This window comes from Pseudomonas sp. yb_9 (assembly GCF_043103635.1).
Taxonomy (GTDB): Bacteria; Pseudomonadota; Gammaproteobacteria; order Pseudomonadales; family Pseudomonadaceae; genus Aquipseudomonas; species Aquipseudomonas monteilii.
On sequence record NZ_JBICKA010000077.1, the window covers coordinates 12670 to 35988 of the forward strand.

Genomic DNA, 23319 nt, shown 5'->3' on the forward strand with positions numbered 1-23319 from the left:
TCATGGACCTGTTTCGAAGCGAACCCGTCGCCCAGCCCCTGGCCGCTCGCCTGCGCCCGTCCAACCTGGACGAGTACGTCGGCCAGGAGCACTTGCTGGCGCGCGGTAAGCCGTTGCGCGAGGCGCTGGAGCAGGGTGCGCTGCACTCGATGATCTTCTGGGGGCCGCCGGGGGTGGGCAAGACCACCCTTGCGCGGCTGCTGGCGCAGTTTTGTGACGCGCATTTCGAAACCGTGTCGGCGGTACTGGCCGGGGTGAAAGAAATCCGCCAGGCCGTTGAAGTGGCCAAGCAACAGGCCGGTCAGTATGGCCGCCGCACCATCCTGTTCGTCGATGAAGTGCACCGCTTCAACAAGTCGCAGCAGGATGCCTTCTTGCCCTACGTGGAAGACGGCACGCTGCTGTTCATCGGCGCCACCACTGAAAACCCGTCCTTCGAACTGAACAACGCGCTGCTGTCGCGGGCGCGGGTGTACGTGCTCAAAAGCCTGGACGAGGCGGCACTGCGCAAACTGGTCAACCGCGCGCTGACCGAAGAGCGCGGCCTGGGCAAGCGCAACCTGCGAGTGGGTGACGACGCCTTCAAGATGCTGATGGCTGCCGCCGATGGCGATGGCCGGCGCATGCTCAACTTCCTTGAGAACGCCTCGGACCTAGCCGAAGACGGCAGCGAAATCGACGTCGAGATGCTGCAAAGCCTGCTTGGTGATAGCCGCCGTCGTTTCGACAAGGGGGGGGAGGCGTTCTACGACCAGATTTCCGCGCTGCACAAGTCGGTGCGCGGTTCCAACCCCGATGGCGCCCTGTACTGGTTTGCACGCATGCTCGACGGCGGTTGCGACCCGCTTTACATCGCCCGCCGCGTGGTGCGCATGGCCAGCGAGGATATCGGTAACGCTGACCCGCGAGCGCTCAGCCTGTGCCTGGCGGCGTGGGACGTGCAGGAACGCCTGGGCAGCCCCGAAGGCGAGCTGGCAGTGGCCCAGGCTATCACCTACCTGGCCTGCGCGCCGAAGAGCAACGCGGTGTACATGGGCTTCAAGACCGCCCTGCGCGAAGCGGCCGAACATGGCTCGCTGGAGGTGCCACTGCACTTGCGCAACGCTCCGACCAAGCTGATGAAACAACTGGGCTATGGCGACGAGTACCGCTATGCCCATGATGAACCCGACGCTTATGCCGCCGGTGAAGATTACTTCCCTGATGAACTGGAGCCTCGCCAGTACTACCAGCCAGTGCCCCGTGGCCTGGAACTGAAGATTGGCGAGAAGCTACGCCACCTGGCCGAGCTCGACCGCAACAGCCCCCGTCAACGGAGAAAACCGTGATCGCACTCATCGCCGCGGTCAGCGCGGGCGGTATCGCCGGCACCTTGTTGCGCTTTGCTACCGCCAACTGGGTAGCGGCCCACTGGCCACGGCACTTCTATGCCGGTACGCTGGCGGTCAACCTGGTTGGCTGCCTGCTGATCGGCCTGCTTTATGGCCTGTTCCTGCACAAGCCCCTGGCGCCGGTCGAGCTGCGCGCCGGCCTGATTGTCGGCTTCCTCGGCGGCCTGACAACCTTTTCCTCCTTCTCGCTCGATACCGTGCGCCTGATGGAAAGCGGGCAGGTGCCCCTTGCCTTGGGCTATACCAGTATCAGCGTGGTGGGCGGGCTGCTCGCGACCTGGGCCGGCCTGTCCCTGACCCGATTCTGAACCAACACCTACTTATAACGAGAGAACGATATGCTCGATTCCAAACTGTTACGCGGCCAACTTCAGGAAGTGGCGGATCGCCTGGCCTCCCGTGGCTTCAGCCTGGATGTCGCGCGCATCGAATCACTGGAAGAGCGCCGCAAGGCAGTGCAGACTCGCACCGAGCAGCTGCAAGCCGAGCGCAACGCCCGTTCCAAGTCCATCGGCCAGGCCAAGGCCAAGGGCGAAGACATCGCGCCATTGATGGCCGACGTCGAGCGCATGGCCAATGAACTGGCTGCTGGCAAGACCGAACTGGACGCCATCCAGGCCGAACTGGATGGCATCCTGCTGACCATCCCCAACCTGCCGGACGCCAGCGTACCGGTCGGTGCCAGCGAAGACGACAACGTCGAAGTGCGCCGTTGGGGCACGCCGAAGGCCTTCGACTTCGAAATCAAGGACCACGTCGCCCTGGGCGAAGTCAGCGGTGGCCTGGACTTCGAAGCCGCTGCCAAGCTGTCTGGCGCCCGTTTTGCCGTGCTGCGTGGCCCGATCGCCCGCCTGCACCGCGCCCTGGCGCAATTCATGATCAACCTGCACACCGGCGAGCACGGCTACGAGGAGCACTACACCCCGTACCTGGTGCAGGCCCCGGCCCTTCAAGGCACCGGCCAGCTGCCGAAGTTCGAGGAGGACCTGTTCAAGATCACCCGCGAAGGTGAGGCGGACTTCTATCTGATCCCGACCGCCGAAGTGTCGCTGACTAACCTGGTGGCCGGTGAGATCCTTGACGCCAAGCAGCTTCCGCTGAAACTGGTTGCCCATACCCCGTGCTTCCGCAGTGAAGCCGGTGCTTCCGGCCGTGACACCCGCGGCATGATCCGCCAGCACCAGTTCGACAAGGTCGAGATGGTGCAGGTGGTAGAACCGGCCAAGTCGATGGAAGCGCTGGAAGGCCTGACCGCCAACGCCGAACGTGTACTGCAGCTGCTGGAGCTGCCTTATCGCGTACTGGCCCTGTGCACCGGCGACATGGGCTTTGGCGCCGTCAAAACCTACGACTTGGAAGTGTGGGTGCCGAGCCAGGACAAGTACCGCGAAATCAGCTCGTGCTCCAACTGCGGCGACTTCCAGGCGCGCCGCATGCAGGCCCGCTGGCGCAACCCGGAAACCGGCAAGCCAGAGCTGGTGCACACCCTCAACGGCTCCGGCCTGGCCGTCGGACGTACACTGGTTGCCGTGCTGGAAAACTACCAGCAGGCTGATGGTTCGATCCGCGTGCCGGACGTGCTGAAGCCGTACATGGGCGGCGTCGAGGTCATCCGCTAAATGGATTACCTGCCGCTGTTCCACAAGCTGCAGGGCGGCCGCGTGCTGGTCGTCGGTGGCGGTGAGATCGCCTTGCGCAAGGCGCGCCTGCTGGCGGATGCCGGTGGCGTGCTGCGCGTGGTGGCGCCGGATGTCGACGGCCAGTTGGCTGCGTTGGCCCGGGAAGGTGGCGGTGAGGTGCTGGTGCGTGGCTATCAGGCCGCTGACCTGGTCGGTTGCCGGCTGGTGATCGCAGCGACCGACGACCCAGGGCTGAATGCCCAGGTGTCAGCGGATGCGCAGGCCCTCAGCCTGCCGGTCAATGTGGTGGATGCGCCGGCCCTGTGCACGGTGATCTTCCCGGCGATCGTTGACCGTTCACCCCTGGTGATTGCGGTGTCCAGTGGCGGTGACGCCCCGGTTTTGGCGCGGTTGATTCGCGCCAAGCTCGAGGCCTGGATTCCGTCGGCCTATGGTGAGCTGGCCGGCCTGGCAGCGCGCTTTCGGCACAAGGTGAAATCCTTGTACCCGGACGTCAACCAGCGCCGAGGCTTCTGGGAAACCGTGTTCCAGGGGCCGATTGCCGAGCGTCAGCTGGCCGGGCAGGGTGCCGAGGCCGAACGCCTGTTGCAAGCGATGGTAGACGGCGCGCCGGTGCAGCAGGGGGGCGAGGTGTATCTGGTCGGTGCAGGCCCGGGTGATCCCGACTTGCTCACCTTCCGTGCCTTGCGCCTGATGCAGCAGGCCGACGTGGTGCTGTACGACCGCCTGGTAGCCCCCGCGATCATCGAGATGTGCCGGCGTGATGCCGAGCGTATCTACGTGGGCAAGCGCCGCGCCGACCACGCCGTGCCGCAGGACCAGATCAACCGCCTGCTGGTCGATCTGGCTCAGCAGGGCAAGCGTGTGCTGCGTCTGAAGGGGGGCGACCCGTTCATCTTCGGCCGGGGTGGCGAAGAGATCGAAGAGCTGGCCGAGCATGGCATTCCGTTCCAGGTGGTGCCGGGCATTACGGCGGCCAGCGGCTGTTCCGCTTATGGTGGGATTCCGCTGACTCACCGGGACTACGCCCAGTCGGTGCGCTTCGTGACCGGGCACCTGAAGGATGGCACCAGCAACCTTCCGTGGGATGACCTGGTGGCGCCGGCGCAGACCTTGGTGTTCTACATGGGGTTGGTGGGCTTGCCGACCATCTGTGCCGAGCTGATTCGCCATGGGCGGGCGGCGAGTACGCCGGCTGCGTTGGTGCAGCAGGGGACTACGCGTAATCAGCGGGTATTCACCGGTACCCTGGCGGATTTGCCAGAGCTGGTGGCGCGGCATGAAGTGCATGCGCCTACCCTGGTGATTGTGGGGGAAGTCGTGCAACTGCGTGAAAAGCTGGCCTGGTTTGAAGGTTCGCAAAACGGCTGAAATCGTTGGGGCTGCAAAGCAGCCCCGGCAATCTCAAACCTGCCAAATCCCCTTGCCCGCCAACCGCTCCCGATCATGCGCCAGGCCAAAGTCCTGCAAAGGCCCCTTTGGCACGACACCGGTCGGGTTGATGGTTTTGTGGCTCATGTAATAGTGCTTCTGGATATGCTCCATATCCACCGTGCCCGCCACACCAGGCCACTGATACAGCTCGCGCAGCCAGTTCGACAGGTTGTGGTAGTCGCTCAGGCGCCGCAGGTTGCACTTGAAATGCCCGTGATACACCGCATCGAAGCGCACCAGCGTGGTAAACAGGCGCACATCGGCTTCGGTCAGGTATTCACCCGCCAGATAGCGATTGCGGCTTAGCACGTCTTCCAGATAGTCCAGCTCATTGAACACGTCGTCGAACGCGGCTTCGTACGCCTCCTGCGTGGTGGCAAAGCCTGCGCGGTACACGCCGTTGTTCACGGCCGGGTAGATGCGCTCGTTGAGCGCCTCGATGGTTGGGCGCAGCGGTTCGGGGTACAGGTCCAGTGTATTGCCGGTCAGCTCGTTAAACGCGCTGTTGAAGATGCGGATGATCTCCGACGATTCATTGTTGACGATGCGCTTCTCTTTCTTGTCCCACAGCACGGGTACGGTCACGCGGCCGGTGTAGTGCGGGTCATCCTGGGTGTAGCGCTGGTGCAGGTACTGCAAGGCGTCGAGGTGGTCGCCCGTGGAGCCTTGCTGCACATCGAAAGTCCAGCCGTGGTCCTGCATCAGCCAACTGACTACCGAGACATCGATCAAGGGCTCCAGGCCTTTGAGTGCGCGGACAATCAGGGTGCGGTGGGCCCATGGGCAGGCCAGCGAGACGTACAGGTGGTAGCGGCCGGCCTCAGGGGCGGGCAGTTGATTGCGGCGTTGGGCGTTTTCACGTTTGAACGTGCCGTCCTTGCCGTTTTCATACCACTGGTCATGCCAGCGGCCGTCGATCAAAAGGCCCATGCGTAGGCTCCTCGGAACAAAGTTGTTTGTCGTTGGAGCCCAGTCTAGGCCAAAACGTTCGAATAAATAGCGCAAATAACCGGGGGTTATGATCGGCTAAATCGATTTGTTGCGTGTCTCCCAATAGCCTTGGGCGGTTGCGAACGCCTGCTCGCGGTCCTGCCCCAGGCCACGCAGGGCCAGGGCCATGGTGGCGATGAGGGCCTTCTCGCCATAGCTGTCTTCCACTTCGCCCCGCCAGAATGCCAGCAAGTGTTCGGCTTGCAGGCTGGCCGGTTTCACATGGCGGCGTTCGCTCAGTGCTGGCCACTCTTCGTCCCACGCTTCGCCTGCCGTGGTGCCGTAGAGGTGGCTGATGACATCGGGGTTTACTTCGATCTCACCGCCATCGCCCTTGATTACCACCGCATGATCGCCCAGCAGGCGACTGGCCTCGCGGTGCACCGCCTGGTAACCGGGGTGGAAGATACTTTGCAGGCCGCAGCGTGCGCCCAGCGGGTTAAGTACCCGGGCAAGGGAGTGGATGGGCGAGCGCAGGCCCAAGGTGTTGCGCAGGTCGATCATGCGCTGTAATTGCGGCGCCCAGTCGTGCAGCGGGAAAAACGCCAGCTGATGCTGGTCGAGGGTGCTGCCGACAGCGGCCCAGTCGCGGCACAGGGGGATTTGCAGCAGCTCGAGCAGTTGCTCGGTGTACATGCGCCCGGCGGTGTGGGCGCCGCCACCGTGCATCAGGATACGCACGCCGTTGCCGGCCAGGCATTTGGCCGCCAGCAAGTACCAGGGCAGGTGGCGCTTTTTGCCGGCGTAGGTGGGCCAGTCCAGGTCCACTGCAATGCTCGGTGCCTGCAGGTGGGCGCGCAGGGCCTCGGTGAAACCGGCAAGCTCGTCGGCGCTTTCCTCTTTATGGCGCAGCAGCATGAGGAATGCACCCAGCTGGGTGTCTTCGACTTTGCCTTCCAGCAGCAGAGTCATGGCTGCGCGGGCTTCTTCGCGGGTCAGGCCACGCGCGCCGCGCTTGCCTTTGCCGAGAATGCGCACGAATTCGGCGAACGGGTGTTCGGCCGGGGTTTCCAGGGTAAGTGGGCGAGGTTCGTTCATATGCAGTTGGTCGGCTTGGGCAGGCCCGCCAGCTTGGCGGCAAGTTTGGCGGGTGTGCCGTTGAACAGGCGGTTCAGGTGCGGGCTGTTGCCCTTCTCCGGCCCCAGCTTCAGGGCCGTGTACTTGATCAGCGGGCGTGTGGCCGGGGACAGCTGGTATTCCTGGTAGAACTCACGCAGCAGTTCGAGGATTTCCCAATGGTCCGCGGTCAACGGGATGCCCTCGCGCTCGGCCAAGGCCTCGGCGGCAGCGTGGGACCAGTCTTGCAGGTCGACCAGAAAGCCGTCCTTGTCCAGGGCGATGGCGTTATCGCCAACGTTGAGTGTATTCATAGCCAGCTGTTGACCTTGTCGTAGTGCAGCGACAGTTCGACGAAGCCAGGGTAGTCCACGGCCTTGGCCAGGTCGTTGCCGACTGCGCGGGCCTGCACGTCTTCTTCCAAGGCGAACAGGCGCTGGGCCAGGCCGGCAGCTTGTAGCAGGTGGTGCGGCTCGCTGCCGCTGCGCAAGGCATACACCGCATCGCCGCACAGCAGCAGCGCGTCGTCGGCACCGAGCAGGCGCAGGCAGCTGGCCAGGCGTTCGTCGCCGAACGGGGAGTGGGCAATTACATGCAGGGTCGTCATCAGAGCGTTACCACCTGGTCGAAACGGGCGATCAGCGCGGTTAGCGCTGCGTCATCGAGCACTTGTACCGGCAGTGCCAGGGTGTCGGCTGCCAGGCCGCGGCGGGTGAGGCTGTGGCTACAGGCAAACAGCTCTTCAACACCGAACATCGGCAGTGCTTGCAGGTTGGCGGCCAGGTTCTTCTGTTGCACGGCGGTGGGTTGTTGGTTGGGCGCAAGCTGGAACACGCCATCGTCGAGGAACAGCATGCCCAGCGGCAGGTCGAACGCGCCGCCGGCCAGGGCGATGTCCAGTGCTTCACGGGCGGATGGGCCGTTCCACGGTGCCTGGCGGCTGATGATCAACAAGGATTTGGCCATTTCAGTCGCCTCCGAAGCAGACAAGGCGGTCGGCTACCTGCGCAGCCTCATGCAACTGGCCAAGACCCGACAGCTCCCAAGGCTTGGGCAGGTTCACGGCCGGGCGCTGGTAGCGGCTGGCCTCGGCTTCATCGAGCACGCCACGGCGCAGGGCGGCAGCGATACACACCACGGCGTCCAGTTGGTTAGTCTCGATAAAGGCGCGCCACTGGCCGGCCACGTCGAGTTCGTCCTGCGGGGCGACCACGTTGGCCGAGGCACTGTGCACCCCGTCCTGATAGAAGAACAACCGGGCAATCTCATGCCCGCCGGCCAGTACCGCCTCGGCATAGCGCAAGGCGCGCCGTGAAGAGGGCGCATGGGCCGGAGAGAACACCGTGATAGCGAATTTCATGGGTAACTCATGCAAAGGAATGGTGCCATGATAAAGCAAAAAAGCCCGCGCCCGCTTGTGCATGGCGGGGCGGGCTTCCTGTCATGCCTGAAGGGCTCAGGCGTGTTCCTTGCTCTCCGGCAGGAACCAGTTCAACACCAGGGCACAGATACCGCCCGTGGCCACACCCGACTCCAGCACATTGCGGATCGCAGCCGGCATATGCGCCAGGAATTCCGGCACCTGCGCCACACCCAGGCCCAAGGCCAGCGACACCGCAATAATCAGCAGCGCGCGGCGGTCCAGCCGGGTGCTAGCCAGAATATTGATCCCCGAAGCCGCGACCGCACCGAACATCACCATGGCCGCACCACCCAGCACCGGCTCCGGCACCGCCTGAATCACCCCGGCAACGCTCGGGAACAGGCCCAGCAGCACCAGCATCACGGCAATCCAGATACCGATATGGCGGCTGGCAATACCGGTCAGCTGAATCACGCCGTTGTTCTGCGCAAAGATCGAGCTGGGGAAGGTGTTGAACAAGCCCGCCAGCAGCGAGTTGGCTCCGTTGACCAGCACGCCGCCCTTGATCCGCTGCATCCACACCGGCCCTTCGACCGGCTGGCGCGAGACCTTGCTGGTGGCGGTAACGTCACCGATGGCTTCCAGCGAAGTCACCAGGTAAATCACCAACATCGGAATGAACAGCGCCCAGGAGAAGCCAAGGCCGAAGTGCAGCGGTGTAGGCACCTGGAACAGCGCGGCTTCATGCATGCCGGTGAAATCCAGGCGGCCCATGTAACCGGCCAATGCATAACCAACCGCCAAGGCGATGACGATGGCGCAGCTGCGCATCCACACCACCGGGACGCGGTTGAGGATCACGATAATCGCCAGTACCACGCCCGACAGCAGCAGGTTTTCGCTATTGGCGAAGGTGCCGTTGGCCATGGCGCCAAAGCCGCCACCCATGCTGATAAGGCCGACCTTGATCAGCGTCAGGCCGATCATCAGCACCACGATGCCAGTCACCAGCGGGGTGATAAGACGCTTTACGAAGGGCAGGATGCGCGAAACGCCCATCTCCACGAACGAGCCTGCGATCACCACGCCGAAAATAGCCGCCATCACGCCTTCTACCGGCGTGCCTTGCTTGACCATCAGCGCACCGCCAGCAATCAGCGGACCGACGAAGTTGAAGCTGGTGCCCTGAACAATCAGCAGCCCAGCGCCGAACGGCCCGAAACGTTTGCACTGGACGAAGGTGGCAATACCCGAGATCACCAGCGACATGGAAACGATCAGGTTGGTATCACGCGCCGAAACACCCAGCGCCTGGCAGATCAGCAGGCCAGGGGTCACGATCGGCACAATGATCGCCAGCAGGTGCTGCAGGGCCGCCAGCAGGCCGATCACCAGCCGTGGCTTGTCCTCAAGGCCAAGCACCAGTTCATTGGCAGGCGCCGCCGCGCCTGGGCTGTGTTCGTGTGAGCTCATTGCTGGAAGCTGCCCCGGAAGAAAAAAGGAGCGCATTCTACGGGGTGATGAGGGATTGCGGTAGAGAAAAGCACGATGGCGGCACGATCGGCGACCATGTGCCTAGTTATCTGACTTTTTGGTCAGTTATTGGTTGTGCTTTCTGGGGCTAAGTAGTGCCCACAAAAAAGCCCGCCGAAGCGGGCTTTCTCGCACATTCATCAATCAGTCATCACGACCCATGATGCCGAACAGCTGCAGCAGGCTGACAAACAGGTTGTAGATCGACACATACAGACTGATTGTCGCCATGATGTAGTTACGCTCGCCACCATGAATGATCGCGCTGGTCTGGAACAGGATGCACACCGACGAGAATAGCACGAAGCCAGCGCTGATCGCCAGTTGCAGGCCGCTGATCTGGAAGAAGAAGCTGGCCACGACAGCACCCAGCAGAACGAAGAAGCCAGCAGTGATGAAGCCACTGAGGAAGCTCATGTCCTTGCGGGTGATCAGCACATAGGCCGACAGACCACCAAACACCAGCGCAGTCATGGCAAACGCCGAGCTGACCACTTCAGCGCCACCGGCCATGCCCAGGTAGCGGTTGAGGATCGGGCCGAGGATGAAGCCCATGAAGCCGGTGAGGGCAAAGGTCGACACCAGGCCCCAGGCCGAATCACGCAGTTTGTTGGTGAGGAAGAACAGCCCGTAGAAGCCGATCAGCACCACGAACACGTTCGGGTAGCCGACGCGCATCTGCTGGGCGACGAAGGCCATGACACCGCTGAAGGCGAGGGTAAGTGCCAGCAGGCTGTACGTGTTGCGCAGGACCTTGCTGATCTCCTGCTGCTCGACCTGCTGGCCGTGGTGTACGGCGTAATCCTGTTCGCGCATGGCGACACTCCTTGGTAAAACCTGTGGTTTCGAACGTTCAGATGCTAGGAGTCTATCAGAGCTCCCACAACCCGCGACACAGAGAGTTTGACAGCGTGTTTCATTAAGGTATTATGGCGGCCGCAAAACGAGCTGGAAGCGTGGCCGAGTGGTTTAAGGCAACGGTCTTGAAAACCGTCGATGGGCAACTATCCTAGAGTTCGAATCTCTACGCTTCCGCCACATTCAAAGCCCTGATTACTCAGGGCTTTTTGCGTTTTTGGGGCCGTAAAATGAGTCTCTGAAGACAGACGGCCTGAGTCCAGCAAGGCCAACGACTTTCAAGTCCAGAAAAGCCCAGATCTTCTCAGGGCTTCGGCATCACGCCTTGCGCAGAATGACATCAATCCGATGCCAGTTCACCGTTCCGGAATCGATGACCATGGCTGATTCGGTTTCGCGCAGCAGGACAGTTTCCAACCCCGCAGCAAGCGCCTGAACATTTTCAACGCTATGAAACGACATATGCCCCTGGCTAGCCCAGCCGTGCCTTAGCCCGAAGAAATGACCTGCAAAAACACCTCCGGGAACCAGCGCTTTGCACATCAGATTCCACAGGTGATCGAATCGCCCAGGGTGGCAAAAGGGAAGGGCAAGCCCGGCATGAATCAGGCTTGAAGGCGGTAGCTCGGCAAGGTACTCAAAGTCTGCCACCTTGGCGTTCAGCATTCGTGCCTCAACTGGTGAGCATTTGTTGGCGGTTCGAGCGATGGCCTCAGGTTATTTATCGATGGCCAGCACCTGCCAGCCCGCCTGGATCATCTGCAGCGCTTCATTACCCGCGCCACACCCGAGGTCTACCGCATGCAGGGGACGTAGGTGCCTGGCGTGATCAATGGCGCAACTGAGCAGCAGAGAGGGCGCGCGTTCGTTCGTGCGTTAGTAAAAAGCGTTCCAGCTCGTCATGGAGAAAGCGTCCTTACCTTTCCATCTTGTACAGGGTGGCTACCGCAATGCATGAATGGGGGATGTTATCCCATTGGGGGTTACCGCTTGGCGGCTTGAGTATTTCCACAGGTTACCGGCCTGGTTACGAAATCATGACCGGCGCTGGCACTGTCTCTGTGTAGACTGTGCCTCCTCACACATTCTGTCGCTCGCATTCGGAATACCAAAATGAACAAACTGATCCTGCCCGCCGCCATCTTCGTAAGCGTGATGATCGTAGGGACGATCGCCGATAACTTTGGCGTGGAAGGGGGCTGGAAAATAGGTGTGCTGTGCCTTGTGGCCGGAGCTGTTCAAATTGTGGTTACACGCTTTCAGCGTGCACGCAGCAACAACGTCCAGCCTTAGGCGCTGCGGCTAAGGCAAAGGCGGCCACACTTTGCGTGCTGTTGTTCTATGGGAGAGCGACGGAGGCTGTGATAATGGGGTAATTACCAGGACCATGTCATGCTGACCATCTCCAACAACGTGCATCTGCCGGATGCCGAAATCGAACTGACCTACATTCGTGCGCAAGGCGCGGGTGGGCAGAATGTCAACAAGGTGTCCAGCGCCGTGCACCTGCGCTTCGACATCCCGGCCTCATCATTGCCAGGGTTCTACAAAGAGCGGCTGCTGGCGCTGCGTGACAGTCGCATCACCGGCGACGGCGTGTTGATCATCAAGGCTCAGCAGTACCGCACCCAGGAGCAGAACCGTGCTGACGCATTGGCGCGTCTCGCCGAGTTGATCATCGCTGCCGGCAAGACCGAGAAGAAACGGCGCCCCACCAAGCCGACCCTCGGCTCGAAGACCCGCCGCCTCGAAGGAAAAGCCAGGCGGAGCACCGTCAAGGCGGGGCGGGGCAAGGTGGAGTTTTAGTGCGGGTGGTGGAACGGTGCTGGCAAGTGTCGGTATCGCCTGAGTGAGCAAAGACAGTGGCTGTTGACTGGGGCCATGGGGGCTGCTACGCAGCCCATCGCAGGCAAGCCACAGAGATTGCGTCTTGCCAGAAGGTTTCGCCGATCACTTGATCAGCGGCACACCACTCAACTTCTGCAACTCGTCAAAGTCGATATCCGCACAGATCTCGACCACTTTCAGCCCTTCAGGCGTCACTTCCAGCACGGCCAGGTCAGTGTAGATACGGCTGACGCAAGCAATGCCGGTCAGCGGGTAGGTGCACTCAGGCACCAGTTTGCTTTCGCCGGATTTGGTCAGGTGGTCCATCATCACGAACACCTGGCGGGCGCCGGTGGCCAGGTCCATTGCGCCGCCTACGGCCGGGATCGAACCTTCGGCACCGGTGTGCCAGTTGGCCAGGTCGCCCTTCACCGACACCTGGAATGCGCCCAGTACGGCGATGTCCAGGTGGCCGCCACGCATCATCGAGAACGAGTCGGCATGGTGGAAGAATGCACCGCCAGTCAGCAGGGTCACGTGCTGCTTGCCGGCGTTGATCAGGTCATCGTCTTCCTCGCCCGGGGCCGGGCTTGGGCCCATGCCCAGCAGGCCGTTTTCGCTGTGCAGGAACACTTCCTTGTCGCCCAGGTAGTTGGCCACCAGGGTAGGTGCGCCGATGCCCAGGTTGACGTAGGCACCTTCCTGGATGTCTGCGGCCACGCGCTGGGCCATCTCGGTGCGGGAGAGCTTTTTGGTGATGGTCATGGCAGGCCTCAGACAGCGTTGGCGATCGAAGAAGCGGCAGCGCCGGTCACGGCGACCACGCGCTGGACGAAGATACCCGGGGTAATGATGTGTTCCGGGTCCAGTTCACCGAGTTCGACAACCTGGTCGACCTGGGCGATGGCGGTCTTGGCGGCCATGGCCATGATCGGGCCGAAGTTGCGGGCGGCCTTGCGGTAGGTCAGGTTGCCCCAACGGTCGCCCTTGTGCGCCTTGATCAACGCAAAGTCGGCGTGCAGCGGCATTTCCAGCACGTACATGCGACCGTCGATCTCTCGGGTTTCCTTGCCTTCGGCCAGCAGGGTGCCGTAGCCGGTTGGCGAGAAGAATGCACCAATGCCCGAACCCGCGGCGCGGATACGCTCGGCCAGGTTGCCCTGCGGGACTACTTCCAGCTCGATCTTGCCGGCGCGGTACAGTTCGTCGAACACGTAGGAGTCGGACTGGCGCGGGAACGAGCAGACCACCTTGCGCACGCTGCCTGCCATGAGCAGGGCGGCCAGGCCGATCTCGCCGTTACCGGCGTTGTTGCTGATGATGGTCAGGTCGCGGGCACCGGTGGCAATCAGGCCGTCGATCAGCTCGGACGGCATGCCCGCCGTGCCAAAGCCACCGACCATGATGGTCGAACCGTCGGTAATCCCTTCCACCGCGCTGGCGATGGACTCGTACGTTTTATTGATCAAGGCGAGCTCCTGGTTGTTCCTGGAGTTGTGGTTGTCGGGCTGGCCGGAGCGCGTGACGCGATGGGGCCTGTCAGCGGTTGAAATTACTTGCTGACTTTCGCTATAGCGTGCCGCAAGATAGGGCAACAGTAGAGGGGGTTTGGCTGAATTTGTGCGATTATCGAACTGTTGTGCGATGTGCGAGCAGTTTCGGAAGCTATCTGCCTCACTCAACTTGAACGTGTGATCCCATCATTGTTGCCCCTCGTTGGTGCGCTTTGCGCTTCTCTGCCACGGTTCTGCACTGATCAAGTGCGGCAGGCTCGCGAAATCACCCATTAATCACCCCTGCCGCGTTGGCGTGCGACTTGCTATCAGATTGCCATTCGATGTCGCGTATGGTGAAGATAATGTCGCTTTCCAGTGGTTCGATGCAGTTGTCGTCGCATGAAAAGGGCTGGCTGCCGTGGTTTGGTAAAACTGGCAAATTCAGCATGGGCTGGGCGTGCCGCGTTAACCGGGCCAGTTACCCGCAGATCGAGCAAACCTTCGAAGCCATCGCCCACACCCGTGTGCAGTTGCTGCATGAGTGGGCGCGCGAGCAGTGGGAGCATCTGGCCGAGTTGGCCGATCAACTGGCGCCCGGTCTCGCTCAAGTCGATAGCGCGATGTTGCGCAGCACGCTGGCCCAGGCCGAGGACTTTTCCGAACTGTTTGTCGTCGATGCCCACGGCAGCGTCATCGCTTCGACCTGGCCCCAACGTGGCACGCCGCGTATCGAACACATGTCAGCCCTGGCACAAGGGCTGAAAGCCCCCTTTCTGCACGGGCCTTACAGCGACCCACTGACCTTGCAGATCGGCCCGTCATCCTCACGCTTTCACGACGAAGTCACGCTGATGTTCTACCAGCCCCTCAGGCACGCGGGCAAAGTGCTCGGTTGCCTGTGCGGGCGGGTGCCCAACGACGTGCTGGGCGATCTGATCCAGCGCGAGGCCGGGCACATCTACCCCGAGTCGGGTGACAACTACCTGTTCATGGCGCAATCGCGCTTCGACCTTGCCATTCAGCCTGGCATCGCGCTGTCCCGCTCGCGCTTCGAAGACGCCACCTTCACCCATGGCGAAAACCTCAAGAGCGGCGTGCACACGCCCTGGACCACGGTGCAGGTCCAGCGCCATACCGAACTGGAGCTGCGTTTCACCGATCCCTCCACGCGGGAACTGCACCCGGGCGTAAGGGAGACCATCAGGCGCGGTGAAAACCTGTTCGTGACCTACCCCGGCTATTCGGATTATCGCCACGTACCGGTGGTGGGCAAGGGCGTAACGTTCCAGTTGCCGGGCTCACCCGACCGCTGGGGCATGATGTGCGAGGCAGACCTGGAGGAGGTCTACCGCCGGCGCTCGCTGAGCTACGGTTTGATGAAGCCCTATGTGGCGATCATGGCGGCCCTTTTCGGCTGCAACTACCTGGTGCAGCACTGTGCAGGCCTGCCGCAAGGGCTGAACGACGCAATCGAGGCCGCGAGCATGCTCGGCGCCACGTTGCTGTTCGGTGTGCTCGGGCCCAAGCGCCTGGCGGCCAGGCTGAATGGCATGAGCGGCGTGCTGCGCACCATCGCCGAGGGAGAAGGCAACCTGCGCCAGCGGTTGGACACCAGCACCTTGGCCAACGACGAAAGCGGCGACATGGCGCGCTGGATCAACAGCTTCATCGACCGCCTGGACGCGGTGGTGGGGCAGGTGGTCAAGGCCAGCCGCACCGTCGGCAGCACCAACCAAGTGATGCTCGGGCGCAGCCAGGAAGCCAGCGTGAGCTCCGCCGATGTGGCGGACGCCGTGCACCAGATGATGATCATCATGGAAGAGCAGCTCGGCGAGTTGCAGCAGGCTTCGGTCAGTGCCGAGCAGATGAAGCAGGCCATGGACGAAGTGGTCAGCCGCGCGCGCGAGCAGTACTTGGCGGTGCAGGCGGGCACGCAGTCGATCCGCGATGTGGTCGCGCGCTCGTCGTCCAGCGTGCAGCGGCTCGACAGCCGCATGGTCGAGATCGACAACATTACCGGGTTGATCAGCGAAATCACCAACCAGACCAACCTGCTGGCGCTCAATGCCGCCATCGAGGCGGCGCGCGCCGGGGAGCATGGCCGTGGCTTTGCGGTGGTGGCCGAGGAAGTGCGTAGCCTGGCCGCGCGCACCTCGCGTGCTGCCGACGACATTCGCCATATGGTCGAAAGCCTGCAGGGCGAAACCCGTCAGGCCGTAAGCTTCATGGAGCAGGGCGTGCAGGACGTCGACAACAGTCTGCGCCTCGCCGAGGACGCCTCTTCGGAAAATGTGCAACTTCACCAGGCGGTGGAGGGCATGTTCGCCATCATCCAGCAGCTCAACCGGCGCAGTGTGGAATACGGCAAGACCATCGAGCAGGTCAACCAGTCGTCCAGCGAGATGCGCCAGACCGCCGTGGTGCTGCAAAGCAGTGCGCAGAAGGTGAAGGTGGATGCCGGCAAGTTGCAGAAGCTGGTGGGGCAGTTCGAAGTCAGCGATGATGGCGCACGGGGCGCTGTCCCGATCTCTGCTTAGTACACCTGGAAGACTACATGAACAAACTGATCCTCCCTGTCGCCATCTTCGTAAGCGTAATTGCCGCTGGGAAGGCATCCGAGCACTTCGGCCTGGAAGGGGGCTGGAAAATAGGCGTGTTGTGTCTGGTGGCAGGTGCTGTTCAAATCGTGGTGACGCGTTTTCAACGCGCACCCCGCAAAAACGCTCAATCGTAAGCCCTGGACATCACTCGTGCGCACGCACAAAGCGCACCTCGCATCAGGGCAATGCCTAATGCACGCCTGCTTCAGGCATCATGCAGCAAGCCCCATTCCAAAAGCTGAACCCGCCAAATGTCAGAATCCACCAACCCCAATCGCGCCATCTACGACCTGGACATGCTCCGCACCGTGGTCATGGTGGCCGACTGCGGCAGTTTCACCACCGCCGCAGCCCGCCTGCATTCCACCCAGTCCACGGTCAGCCAGAAGGTGCGCCGGCTGGAGGAACTGGTCGGCCAGCAACTGCTAGACCGCAGCAACCGCGAAGTGCACCCGACCGACGCCGGTGAAACCCTGCTGCGTTACGCACGGCATTTGCTGGCGGTGAGTAATCAGCTCACCGAGGCCATGTCGGGCGGAGTGACGGTGACCGTGCGGATCGGCCTGCCGGACGATTTTGTCGCGGGCAAGACGATGCAGGCGCTGGCAGCATTTAACCGGCGCAACCCGACGGTGAAGCTGGAGATTACCGGTGGGTTGAGCCGCGATTTGATGAGCACCTACGACCGTGGCGAGCTGGACCTGGTGTTGATCAAGCAGCGGCGCCACAGCCGCGAGGCGAATGCCTGCCAGCCGGAGCGCATCGAGTGGATCGACAGCGCGCAGTACCCGTGTTTTGCCCAGGACCCGATTCCGCTGGTGACCTTTCCGCCACGCGGGTTGTACCGGGATGACATGATCAGTGCGGTCGAGGCCATGGGGCGCAGTTGGCGCATTGCATTCACCAGTTCGAGCCTGGCAGGGATTCAGGAGGCGGTGGCCAATGGGCTGGGGGTGAGCCTGTTGCCATCGCGGGTGGTGACGGCGGGGCATCGGGTGCTGGGGGTGGAAGAAGGGTTCAAGCCGATCAAAGTGTTTGAGGCGGCGATTTTTCATCGGCCTACGGCGGATCCGATGGTTATGGCGTTGGCCGAAATTCTGATAGGTATTTTGCGGGCAGAAGCAGAGGAAATCTTGGTCTAGTGGCTGTCAGTCAGGGCCATGGGGCTGCATGGCAGCCCCAGGATTTTTGCCTGTCAGTGGCGGCGCAGTTCGGCAGCAAACTGCGCAGCCTCCAACTGCAACTGCGCAGGCCCGCCCCAGAACGCCCCGTGGCGCACGATCACCCGCTCATGAATGGCAGCCGCCACCGCCGCAGCGGCATTCGGTGCCTTGAACAGGATGAAGCTGGCTTCATTGCCCACCTTCAAGCCGTAGTCCTGTTTACCCATCACGCCGGCACCCGCCTCGGTCGCCATGTGCAACGCTACCCGCAGTTCCTCGTCGGTGTTGAAGCCTGAGCGGTAGCTGACCAGCATGGCCCGTTGCAGCATGTCGCCGTTGCCGTAGGGCCACCAGGCATCCTGGATGTTGTCGTTGCCGGTAAACACCCGCACGCCGCCGTTACGCAGGCGCAGGACGGGGGGAAAAGCATGCTCGCCGGGGGCGTTGGTCATGATGGAAATGCCGGCGCCAGCCAGCACTTCGGCGGTGCGGTCGACCACGGCATCGGATACGTCGCCCAGCCCATAGGCGTGGCTGACCGCCGCCAGGCCTTGCATGCCCAGTGCCTGGGTGCGGGCAGCGATGCGTTCGAGTTGGGCGATACAGATATCGCCAGGCTCATGCAGGTGGATGTCGACCTTCACCCCATGTCGGTCGGCGATGCCGAACACGATGTCGAGCTGGCCATCGGCATCGCCATCAAGGGTGGTCGGGTCGATGCCGCCGACCACCTGCACGCCTTCGCGGATGGCCGCTTCCATCACTTCAGCAGTGCCGGGGCAGGTCACCACGCCGGCCTGGGGGAAGGCCACCAGTTGGATGTCGATCAGGTCTTTCCACATGTCCCGGGCTTCGAGCATGGCATGCAGGTTGGTAAGGCCGGTGGTGGCGTCCACGTCCACATGGCAACGCATGGCCAGGGTGCCAAACGAGGCTGCCTGGCGCATCAGCGCATCGGCGCGCTCGACGATGGGCGGGGCGCTGGCCAGTTCGCGTTTTTCCACGGCCAGGCGTTCGCGCAGGCTGGCCACGGGTTGGTGCGGGTGCCAGCGGTCACCGACGAAGCTTTTATCCAGGTGGATGTGGCCATCGACAAAGCCCGGCAGCGCCAGCAGGCCTTCGAGGTCGATGGTTTCGCGGGCGGGCGTGCTGGCGCGTTGCGGGCCGATGTGGCTGATGCGGCCATTGCTTACGGCAATGTTCAGAGGCAGGCCATCGGCGTCGATGGCGTTGATGAACTCACGGTCGTTCATGGTTGGGCCTTTTTTACTAACGGCTTGGGTGACGTACCACGGTAGGGCGGATGCGGGCATGTCTCCAATTAATTATCAGGATTGGGTTCAGTGCATTTCTGGATGCGGGCTGGTGAAGTTGCCCTGCATTAAAAAGCCCACTGCATTCGATTCTGATAATTAACTTTCAAAGCGTTCGATCACGGCCCAGGATTGAGCTCGAGATCGGCCCAGCCGCCAGTCATGGCGCCCTCCAGGGCTGAGCCTCACACACAATAAAAACAAATGCCGTGTCGGAGTCCTCCCATGACCTACGATTCCAAGCTGCTGCGTGCCGCGCTGATTTTCATCGCCTGTACTTCCTTCATCGTCTGTGGTGTGCAGCCCATCTTCATGGGTTTGGTCACGGAGCAACTGAGCCTGTCACTCGACCAGCAAGGCTGGGTGGTGTCGGTCGAGATGATTGGCATGACTCTGGGCACCTTGCTGTGCCCGCTGCTGATGAAGCGCCATGGCGGGCGCAGTCTGTGCCTGTTCGTTGGCGCGCTGTGCGTGGCGTTGAGTATCGCCACCGCCTTTGCCATCACCAACACGATGTTGCTGGTCGTGCGCCTGGCGGCCGGCACCTGTGCGGGGCTGGTTTATGCCTACGCGGTGTGCATGCTGGGCCGCTTGCCCAACCAGGACCGATCGTTCGGGTTGATGCTGTTGTTGCAAACCCCCGAATACTCGCTGTTCTCCGCCGCATTGCCGTTGCTGGCCGCGCAGAGCGGCACCGTAACTGCATTGTGCGCATTCGGCCTGTGGTATTTGCTGATCTGCGGCGCCAGCCTGGTGTTGCCGCGCCGTCCGGCGGCGTTGCTGGCCAGTGGCGAAGGCTCACCTGCCCAGGGTGGTTCGGCACGTACCGGGCGTACGGCGCTGGTGGGCATGCTGTTCATGCAGATTGCCATTTACTGTGTGTGGGGCTTCATCGACCAGCTGGCGCGAGACCAGGGTATCAGCGGGGTCGACATCGGTTGGGCGTTCGGCCTGTCGGCCATTGGCGGATTGCCTGGGGCGGGGCTGCCAAGCCTGCTGGGGGCGCGGGTCAACCGCCAACTGATGATTGCTGTGGGGTTGGTGGCGGTGTTCGTTTCCATCGCCATGCTCACGGGCCATACCCGCACACCGATGCAGTTGTTCGTGGCGTTGTTGCTGATCAACTTTGGCTGGGTGCTGTCACTGTCGTACTACATGGCGCTGATCACCACCAACGACCCGACCGGCAAGCTTACGCCGCTGGTCAGTATTACCTTGATGGGCGCTGCGGCGGTGACGCCGGCTTTGATTGCCCTATTGGTGGAGGGGTCGAACCAGCAGTTGATCTTTTTGCTGGGGACCGGGGCGTTGGTGATTGCCTTTGCGGTGACCTGCCTGGGGGCGAGCGCTAAAGGCGTGGGCAGAAAGGCTGCCTACTGAGTGCTGGCACTTGGGGCCGACGGGGGCGAGCCCATGGATTACAGAGCCGGTGCTTGCCTTGCAGGATGTTAGAGGTCACTGCAAGGTCACGGGCTTCAAGCTATCCGGTAACTGCTGGATAGCCGCCTCTATCCTGGCGATCGGTTCAGCCAACGCGTCCGCTTCGTTGTCCTTACCCTCCCTCCTTAGGCGATCGCGCTCAAGGCGCAGGTTCAGCAAATTCTTCTGCAGCTTCAGGGCCGAGGCATTGTACGGGTCCATGCTTTTCTCACGCTGTGGGCTTCCGTGCCGTTGTAGGAAAACCGGACCGTAGCAGCTCGATTTTGCTGTAGAAACTGATGTTTCATACAGGGAAATCCCCTCAAGGCGAATACTCCTACGTTGCGAGGTAAAAGATCCTACAAGCTGCATTTCAAATCGTTTCATTCAATCTTGGCTGAACCCCGCGTGATACCTAGCCACAACGGGGCTTCGTCCCTACAGGCTCTCGGCAATTTCCTGTAAATGGCTTGCCGTGCCCTTCGCAACTTCGTGTAGCAATTGCTTGCGCGTTACAAGTGGTTCGCATCCACGACCGCCTGGCCGCGTGTCGAGTGGCGGGCAGGCATCGGGCATCTCCTTGGTATGAGCCAGTGGGGCGGGTTGATGTGTGCTAGTAAAGTTGATAGCTGTATCGCCGATATGTCCGATTGACCCGTTGGATACGTGCTTGTGTATCAGGTCTCAATGGGTACAGATAACGATACAAGCGCGGTGCAGCGGTGGTTTTTTCCGCTGCTGCACCCATCGAAGGTTTACCCGGCCAAGGAGAGGCCCATGCATTACGTTGTCATTGAACCCCATCGCAGTGAATACCCGCGGCCCATTCGCTTCGCCAAGGGCACGCTGCTGAACATCGGGCCACGCTACGAGGGTGAGCCAGGCTGGCAGGACTGGTACCTGTGCACCTGCAGTGGTCAGGAGCCTGGCTGGGTGCCGGCCCAGTTGATCGAGCGGATCAGCGTGTGCCAGGGCAGGGCACTGGACAATTACTCAGCGCATGAGCTCGATGCCGACCCCGGGCAACGGGTGCAGATGCTGCGCCCGCTCAACGGGTGGGTCTGGTGCCGTCGCCATGGCAATGGCGAGCTGGGCTGGCTGCCTGCAGAAAAGCTTCAGCAGGTTTCCATCTGATCCGCTTTTTTTCCACAAAGCTGAATCTGTAACCGTATCAGCCCAAGGCCGAGAATATGCCCATTCCCGCATCACAACTGTAGAGGTTCCAATGGGCAAGCTGGCGCTATTCCTGGGTGGTTTTCTGCTACTGACCATTCTGATTGGTCTTCTTGGTACGATTCCGCCAAGCTGAGGTTCAACGTTTACCCGCGCATGGGATAAGTCATTCTTTGCGCGGGGAAATCTGTCCACAAAAAACGTGGGTAGGTCTGTGGATAAAGTGCTGAAAGCCAAGCCCACGGCGGGCTCTGTTAAATTGAGCAGAAATTGAACAGCCGTTTCAGTGGCTGTTTCATTGGGCCATGCCGGCTCGGCGCAGGGCCGCCAGCAAGTCACGTACCCGTGCCGGCAGCTCGCCGGCAGGGTACAGCGCATGCATCTGCGGGTCCTGGCCGCTGCTGGAGGTCAGGCGGTACTGTGGGCACACCCGCACCAGGCGCCCGGTTTTGACATGCGCTTCGCCAACCCAGGCGGCCAGGCGGGCGATACCGGCACCGGCCAGGGTGCTGTGGTACACCGCATCACCCGAACCCAGGCGCAACCTGGGCCTGGGGCGCAGGCTGGTGATCTGGCCCTCGCGGCAGAAATGCCAGGCCTTGAGGATGCGTGGCGCGGTATGCAGGATCAGCGTATGCCCCTCCAGGTCTTCCGGGTGTTGCGGTGTGCCGGCCTGGCCCAGGTAGGCGGGGCTGGCATACAGGTGGCGCTGATAGGGCCAAAGCGGGTAGCCGATCAGCTCGCTTGATTGGGGGAAGGCGCCGCGTACCACGAAATCGAATTTGCCTTGCAGTGGGTCGAGGGCTTCGTCGCTGTACTGCACGTCCAGGGTCACTTGCGGGTGGCAGCGAGAAAACTCGGCAAGCACCTGCGGCAACACATGCTCCCCCAGCAACTGCGGCACGGCAAAGCGGATCCAGCCTTGGGCACTGCCGCTGAGCGCGGCCAGTTCGTCGGCTGCATCGCGTTGCACATCCAGCAAGCGTTCGGCGTGCGGCAACAGGCGCTTGCCGGCTTCGGTCAAGGTCACGGCGTTGGCGTTGCGGTTGAGCAGCTTGCTTCCGGCATTGTCTTCCAGGGTTTGCACAGCCCGGGTAACTGCGCTGGGAGAGCGCCCCAATGCGCGGGCAGCGGCGACAAAGCTGCGCTTGTGTGCCACGCTGACGAACGCCTGGATTTCCCGCAGCATGTCCAATGCCATCGTCTGCTCCTTGTTGCAGTTTTCGCAATATGGCATTTCAACACAAACGCGGTACTTTGATTAGCCTTGCAGGCGTCTTCTCTGCCTCTGGGCCTGCATCATGATGGATATCGCTGTACTTTCCGTGTTCGCTTTTGCCGCTGGGCTGATCGATGCCGCCGTGGGGGGCGGTGGGCTGATCCAGATCCCTGCCTTGTTCAATGCGCTGCCCACCGCACAGCCAGCGGCATTGCTCGGCAGCAACAAGCTGGCGTCGGTGTGCGGCACGGCCTTCGCGGCGCGGTCGTTTATCCGCAAGGTGACGCTGGACTGGGGGCTGATCGTACCCGCTGCACTCAGCGCCTTTGTCATGTCGTTCGCCGGTGCCGCCACGGTGTCGCTGGTGCCGCCCAGCGTGATGCGCCCGGCGGTGCTGGTGCTGATCGTGCTGATGGCCATCTACACCTTCTGCAAGAAAGACTTCGGCACCCTGCACAAGCCTGCGCAAATCGGCCGCAAGGAGCAGTGCCTGGCGGTGCTGATCGGCGGTGCGATCGGTTTTTACGACGGTCTGTTTGGCCCGGGCACCGGAAGCTTCCTGATCTTCCTGTTCATCCGCTTCTTTGCCCTGGACTTCCTGCACGCCTCGGCGTCGGCCAAGGTGGTGAACATCGCCACCAACCTGGCGGCACTGGTGTTCTTCGTGCCGACGGGCAACGTGTTGTATGCCATCGCCCTGCCCATGGCGGTGTGCAACATCCTGGGCGCGCTGACCGGTACCTGGCTGGCAGTGCGCAAGGGCGCCGGCTTTGTCCGCGGGTTGTTCCTGGTGCTGTTGTGCGTGCTGATCGCCAAGCTGTCGTGGGACTTGCTGGCCGGTTGA

Annotated in this window: 27 protein-coding genes and 1 tRNA gene; 13 read left to right on the forward strand and 15 right to left on the reverse strand. The window is 62.0% G+C overall.

Translation table 11 applies throughout. The features are described from left to right. Positions 1–2 precede the first annotated feature (2 nt). From ACF8MI_RS20560 to cysG, 4 genes are read left to right on the forward strand one after another with little or no spacing between them, the layout of a single operon-like run. Positions 3–1328, forward strand: a complete 1326-nt coding sequence (locus ACF8MI_RS20560; RefSeq protein ID WP_025753662.1) for a replication-associated recombination protein A — start codon at positions 3–5, stop codon at positions 1326–1328. Further along, the gene (gene crcB / locus ACF8MI_RS20565) at positions 1325–1699 is read left to right on the forward strand and encodes a fluoride efflux transporter CrcB (RefSeq protein ID WP_016711494.1); all 375 of its coding nucleotides are present in this window, start codon (positions 1325–1327) and stop codon (positions 1697–1699) included. The genes ACF8MI_RS20560 and crcB overlap by 4 nt, the downstream gene beginning before the upstream one ends. A 30-nt stretch (positions 1700–1729) precedes the next feature. After that, positions 1730–3010, forward strand: coding sequence for a serine--tRNA ligase (gene serS, locus ACF8MI_RS20570; RefSeq protein ID WP_060497748.1), 1281 nt, complete (start codon positions 1730–1732; stop codon positions 3008–3010). After that, positions 3011–4402 (forward strand): siroheme synthase CysG, encoded by a 1392-nt coding sequence (gene cysG / locus ACF8MI_RS20575; protein ID WP_060497747.1) that lies wholly within the window; start codon positions 3011–3013, stop codon positions 4400–4402. It abuts the gene before it with no gap. A gap of 33 nt (positions 4403–4435) precedes the next feature. On the opposite strand, the gene ACF8MI_RS20580 is transcribed toward cysG, so the two are convergent. The 8 genes from ACF8MI_RS20580 to ACF8MI_RS20615 form a co-directional block, all read right to left on the reverse strand. Further along, on the reverse strand, positions 4436–5395 hold the full coding sequence (locus ACF8MI_RS20580) for a glutathione S-transferase family protein (protein WP_104834321.1): 960 nt from the start codon (positions 5393–5395) through the stop codon (positions 4436–4438). Between the two features lie 96 nt (positions 5396–5491). After that, the gene (locus ACF8MI_RS20585; RefSeq protein ID WP_156867703.1) at positions 5492–6493 is read right to left on the reverse strand and encodes a glycosyl transferase family protein; all 1002 of its coding nucleotides are present in this window, start codon (positions 6491–6493) and stop codon (positions 5492–5494) included. Further along, a complete protein-coding gene (locus ACF8MI_RS20590; RefSeq protein ID WP_060497744.1) occupies positions 6490–6825 on the reverse strand; it encodes a TusE/DsrC/DsvC family sulfur relay protein in 336 nt (111 codons plus the stop codon). Before ACF8MI_RS20590 ends, ACF8MI_RS20585 begins: the two co-directional genes overlap by 4 nt. After that, the gene (gene tusB / locus ACF8MI_RS20595; RefSeq protein WP_060497743.1) at positions 6822–7118 is read right to left on the reverse strand and encodes a sulfurtransferase complex subunit TusB; all 297 of its coding nucleotides are present in this window, start codon (positions 7116–7118) and stop codon (positions 6822–6824) included. Before tusB ends, ACF8MI_RS20590 begins: the two co-directional genes overlap by 4 nt. Then, complete coding sequence (gene tusC / locus ACF8MI_RS20600; protein ID WP_060497742.1) at positions 7118–7477, reverse strand: sulfurtransferase complex subunit TusC; 360 nt, start codon at positions 7475–7477, stop codon at positions 7118–7120. The genes tusB and tusC overlap by 1 nt, the downstream gene beginning before the upstream one ends. 1 nt (position 7478) lies before the next feature. Beyond that, positions 7479–7871 carry a sulfurtransferase complex subunit TusD gene (gene tusD, locus ACF8MI_RS20605; RefSeq protein ID WP_200928633.1) on the reverse strand — a complete coding sequence of 131 codons (393 nt, stop codon included), beginning with the start codon at positions 7869–7871 and terminating at the stop codon, positions 7479–7481. A gap of 96 nt (positions 7872–7967) precedes the next feature. Continuing rightward, entirely contained in the window at positions 7968–9347 is a 1380-nt protein-coding gene (locus ACF8MI_RS20610) for a nucleobase:cation symporter-2 family protein (RefSeq protein WP_060497740.1), read from the reverse strand. 204 nt (positions 9348–9551) lie between these two features. After that, entirely contained in the window at positions 9552–10223 is a 672-nt protein-coding gene (locus tag ACF8MI_RS20615) for a Bax inhibitor-1/YccA family protein (RefSeq protein WP_003251184.1), read from the reverse strand. A 134-nt stretch (positions 10224–10357) separates the two neighbouring features. Here ACF8MI_RS20615 and ACF8MI_RS20620 point away from each other — a divergent pair. Further along, positions 10358–10445, forward strand: a tRNA-Ser gene (locus tag ACF8MI_RS20620). 138 nt (positions 10446–10583) lie between these two features. On the opposite strand, the gene ACF8MI_RS20625 is transcribed toward ACF8MI_RS20620, so the two are convergent. Further along, complete coding sequence (locus ACF8MI_RS20625) at positions 10584–10931, reverse strand: hypothetical protein (RefSeq protein ID WP_223624402.1); 348 nt, start codon at positions 10929–10931, stop codon at positions 10584–10586. Between the two features lie 51 nt (positions 10932–10982). After that, entirely contained in the window at positions 10983–11117 is a 135-nt protein-coding gene (locus ACF8MI_RS20630) for a hypothetical protein (protein WP_317851767.1), read from the reverse strand. 261 nt (positions 11118–11378) lie between these two features. Between ACF8MI_RS20630 and ACF8MI_RS20635 the strand changes: the two genes are divergently transcribed. Both ACF8MI_RS20635 and arfB read left to right on the forward strand, forming a co-directional pair. Next, a complete protein-coding gene (locus tag ACF8MI_RS20635) occupies positions 11379–11558 on the forward strand; it encodes a hypothetical protein (RefSeq protein WP_060497648.1) in 180 nt (59 codons plus the stop codon). A gap of 99 nt (positions 11559–11657) precedes the next feature. Beyond that, the gene (gene arfB, locus ACF8MI_RS20640) at positions 11658–12071 is read left to right on the forward strand and encodes an alternative ribosome rescue aminoacyl-tRNA hydrolase ArfB (RefSeq protein ID WP_060497647.1); all 414 of its coding nucleotides are present in this window, start codon (positions 11658–11660) and stop codon (positions 12069–12071) included. Positions 12072–12215: 144 nt separating this feature from the next. On the opposite strand, the gene ACF8MI_RS20645 is transcribed toward arfB, so the two are convergent. Together ACF8MI_RS20645 and ACF8MI_RS20650 are read right to left on the reverse strand one after the other, a co-directional pair. Beyond that, positions 12216–12857, reverse strand: coding sequence for a 3-oxoacid CoA-transferase subunit B (locus tag ACF8MI_RS20645; RefSeq protein WP_060497646.1), 642 nt, complete (start codon positions 12855–12857; stop codon positions 12216–12218). 8 nt (positions 12858–12865) lie between these two features. Beyond that, entirely contained in the window at positions 12866–13561 is a 696-nt protein-coding gene (locus ACF8MI_RS20650) for a 3-oxoacid CoA-transferase subunit A (protein WP_026020319.1), read from the reverse strand. Positions 13562–15465: 1904 nt separating this feature from the next. Between ACF8MI_RS20650 and ACF8MI_RS20655 the strand changes: the two genes are divergently transcribed. The 3 genes from ACF8MI_RS20655 (at position 15466) to ACF8MI_RS20665 (ending at position 17330) form a co-directional block, all read left to right on the forward strand. Next, complete coding sequence (locus ACF8MI_RS20655) at positions 15466–16125, forward strand: methyl-accepting chemotaxis protein (protein WP_392492286.1); 660 nt, start codon at positions 15466–15468, stop codon at positions 16123–16125. A gap of 17 nt (positions 16126–16142) precedes the next feature. Then, a complete protein-coding gene (locus ACF8MI_RS20660) occupies positions 16143–16322 on the forward strand; it encodes a hypothetical protein (protein ID WP_016711479.1) in 180 nt (59 codons plus the stop codon). A 117-nt stretch (positions 16323–16439) separates the two neighbouring features. Then, complete coding sequence (locus ACF8MI_RS20665; protein ID WP_025753674.1) at positions 16440–17330, forward strand: LysR substrate-binding domain-containing protein; 891 nt, start codon at positions 16440–16442, stop codon at positions 17328–17330. 53 nt (positions 17331–17383) lie between these two features. Here ACF8MI_RS20665 and ACF8MI_RS20670 read toward each other — a convergent pair whose 3' ends face one another. Further along, complete coding sequence (locus ACF8MI_RS20670) at positions 17384–18604, reverse strand: amidohydrolase family protein (protein ID WP_392517765.1); 1221 nt, start codon at positions 18602–18604, stop codon at positions 17384–17386. 285 nt (positions 18605–18889) lie between these two features. Here ACF8MI_RS20670 and ACF8MI_RS20675 point away from each other — a divergent pair, with 285 nt between their 5' ends. Continuing rightward, positions 18890–20044: an MFS transporter gene (locus ACF8MI_RS20675; protein ID WP_104834428.1), complete on the forward strand. Its 1155-nt coding sequence runs from the start codon at positions 18890–18892 to the stop codon at positions 20042–20044. A 75-nt stretch (positions 20045–20119) separates the two neighbouring features. On the opposite strand, the gene ACF8MI_RS20680 is transcribed toward ACF8MI_RS20675, so the two are convergent. Beyond that, positions 20120–20305 (reverse strand): hypothetical protein, encoded by a 186-nt coding sequence (locus ACF8MI_RS20680; RefSeq protein ID WP_060497641.1) that lies wholly within the window; start codon positions 20303–20305, stop codon positions 20120–20122. Positions 20306–20860: 555 nt separating this feature from the next. On the opposite strand from ACF8MI_RS20680, the gene ACF8MI_RS20685 reads away from it, so the two are divergent. Beyond that, the gene (locus ACF8MI_RS20685) at positions 20861–21217 is read left to right on the forward strand and encodes an SH3 domain-containing protein (RefSeq protein WP_019096764.1); all 357 of its coding nucleotides are present in this window, start codon (positions 20861–20863) and stop codon (positions 21215–21217) included. A 334-nt stretch (positions 21218–21551) separates the two neighbouring features. Here ACF8MI_RS20685 and ACF8MI_RS20690 read toward each other — a convergent pair whose 3' ends face one another. Beyond that, the gene (locus ACF8MI_RS20690; RefSeq protein WP_156867705.1) at positions 21552–22457 is read right to left on the reverse strand and encodes a LysR family transcriptional regulator; all 906 of its coding nucleotides are present in this window, start codon (positions 22455–22457) and stop codon (positions 21552–21554) included. Between the two features lie 100 nt (positions 22458–22557). Between ACF8MI_RS20690 and ACF8MI_RS20695 the strand changes: the two genes are divergently transcribed. Further along, the gene (locus tag ACF8MI_RS20695; RefSeq protein ID WP_200928565.1) at positions 22558–23319 is read left to right on the forward strand and encodes a TSUP family transporter; all 762 of its coding nucleotides are present in this window, start codon (positions 22558–22560) and stop codon (positions 23317–23319) included.

Coding starts and splice junctions, on each gene's coding strand:
- ACF8MI_RS20560 (WP_025753662.1), top strand. CDS start 3: ATGGACCTGTTTCGAAGCGAACCCGTCGCCCAGCCCCTGGCCGCTCGC.
- serS (WP_060497748.1), top strand. CDS start 1,730: ATGCTCGATTCCAAACTGTTACGCGGCCAACTTCAGGAAGTGGCGGAT.
- cysG (WP_060497747.1), top strand. CDS start 3,011: ATGGATTACCTGCCGCTGTTCCACAAGCTGCAGGGCGGCCGCGTGCTG.
- ACF8MI_RS20580 (WP_104834321.1), bottom strand. CDS start 5,395: ATGGGCCTTTTGATCGACGGCCGCTGGCATGACCAGTGGTATGAAAAC.
- ACF8MI_RS20585 (WP_156867703.1), bottom strand. CDS start 6,493: ATGAACGAACCTCGCCCACTTACCCTGGAAACCCCGGCCGAACACCCG.
- ACF8MI_RS20590 (WP_060497744.1), bottom strand. CDS start 6,825: ATGAATACACTCAACGTTGGCGATAACGCCATCGCCCTGGACAAGGAC.
- tusB (WP_060497743.1), bottom strand. CDS start 7,118: ATGACGACCCTGCATGTAATTGCCCACTCCCCGTTCGGCGACGAACGC.
- tusC (WP_060497742.1), bottom strand. CDS start 7,477: ATGGCCAAATCCTTGTTGATCATCAGCCGCCAGGCACCGTGGAACGGC.
- tusD (WP_200928633.1), bottom strand. CDS start 7,871: ATGAAATTCGCTATCACGGTGTTCTCTCCGGCCCATGCGCCCTCTTCA.
- ACF8MI_RS20610 (WP_060497740.1), bottom strand. CDS start 9,347: ATGAGCTCACACGAACACAGCCCAGGCGCGGCGGCGCCTGCCAATGAA.
- ACF8MI_RS20615 (WP_003251184.1), bottom strand. CDS start 10,223: ATGCGCGAACAGGATTACGCCGTACACCACGGCCAGCAGGTCGAGCAG.
- ACF8MI_RS20625 (WP_223624402.1), bottom strand. CDS start 10,931: ATGCTGAACGCCAAGGTGGCAGACTTTGAGTACCTTGCCGAGCTACCG.
- ACF8MI_RS20635 (WP_060497648.1), top strand. CDS start 11,379: ATGAACAAACTGATCCTGCCCGCCGCCATCTTCGTAAGCGTGATGATC.
- arfB (WP_060497647.1), top strand. CDS start 11,658: ATGCTGACCATCTCCAACAACGTGCATCTGCCGGATGCCGAAATCGAA.
- ACF8MI_RS20645 (WP_060497646.1), bottom strand. CDS start 12,857: ATGACCATCACCAAAAAGCTCTCCCGCACCGAGATGGCCCAGCGCGTG.
- ACF8MI_RS20655 (WP_392492286.1), top strand. CDS start 15,466: ATGGACGAAGTGGTCAGCCGCGCGCGCGAGCAGTACTTGGCGGTGCAG.
- ACF8MI_RS20660 (WP_016711479.1), top strand. CDS start 16,143: ATGAACAAACTGATCCTCCCTGTCGCCATCTTCGTAAGCGTAATTGCC.
- ACF8MI_RS20665 (WP_025753674.1), top strand. CDS start 16,440: ATGTCAGAATCCACCAACCCCAATCGCGCCATCTACGACCTGGACATG.
- ACF8MI_RS20670 (WP_392517765.1), bottom strand. CDS start 18,604: ATGAACGACCGTGAGTTCATCAACGCCATCGACGCCGATGGCCTGCCT.
- ACF8MI_RS20675 (WP_104834428.1), top strand. CDS start 18,890: ATGACCTACGATTCCAAGCTGCTGCGTGCCGCGCTGATTTTCATCGCC.
- ACF8MI_RS20680 (WP_060497641.1), bottom strand. CDS start 20,305: ATGGACCCGTACAATGCCTCGGCCCTGAAGCTGCAGAAGAATTTGCTG.
- ACF8MI_RS20685 (WP_019096764.1), top strand. CDS start 20,861: ATGCATTACGTTGTCATTGAACCCCATCGCAGTGAATACCCGCGGCCC.
- ACF8MI_RS20690 (WP_156867705.1), bottom strand. CDS start 22,457: ATGGCATTGGACATGCTGCGGGAAATCCAGGCGTTCGTCAGCGTGGCA.
- ACF8MI_RS20695 (WP_200928565.1), top strand. CDS start 22,558: ATGATGGATATCGCTGTACTTTCCGTGTTCGCTTTTGCCGCTGGGCTG.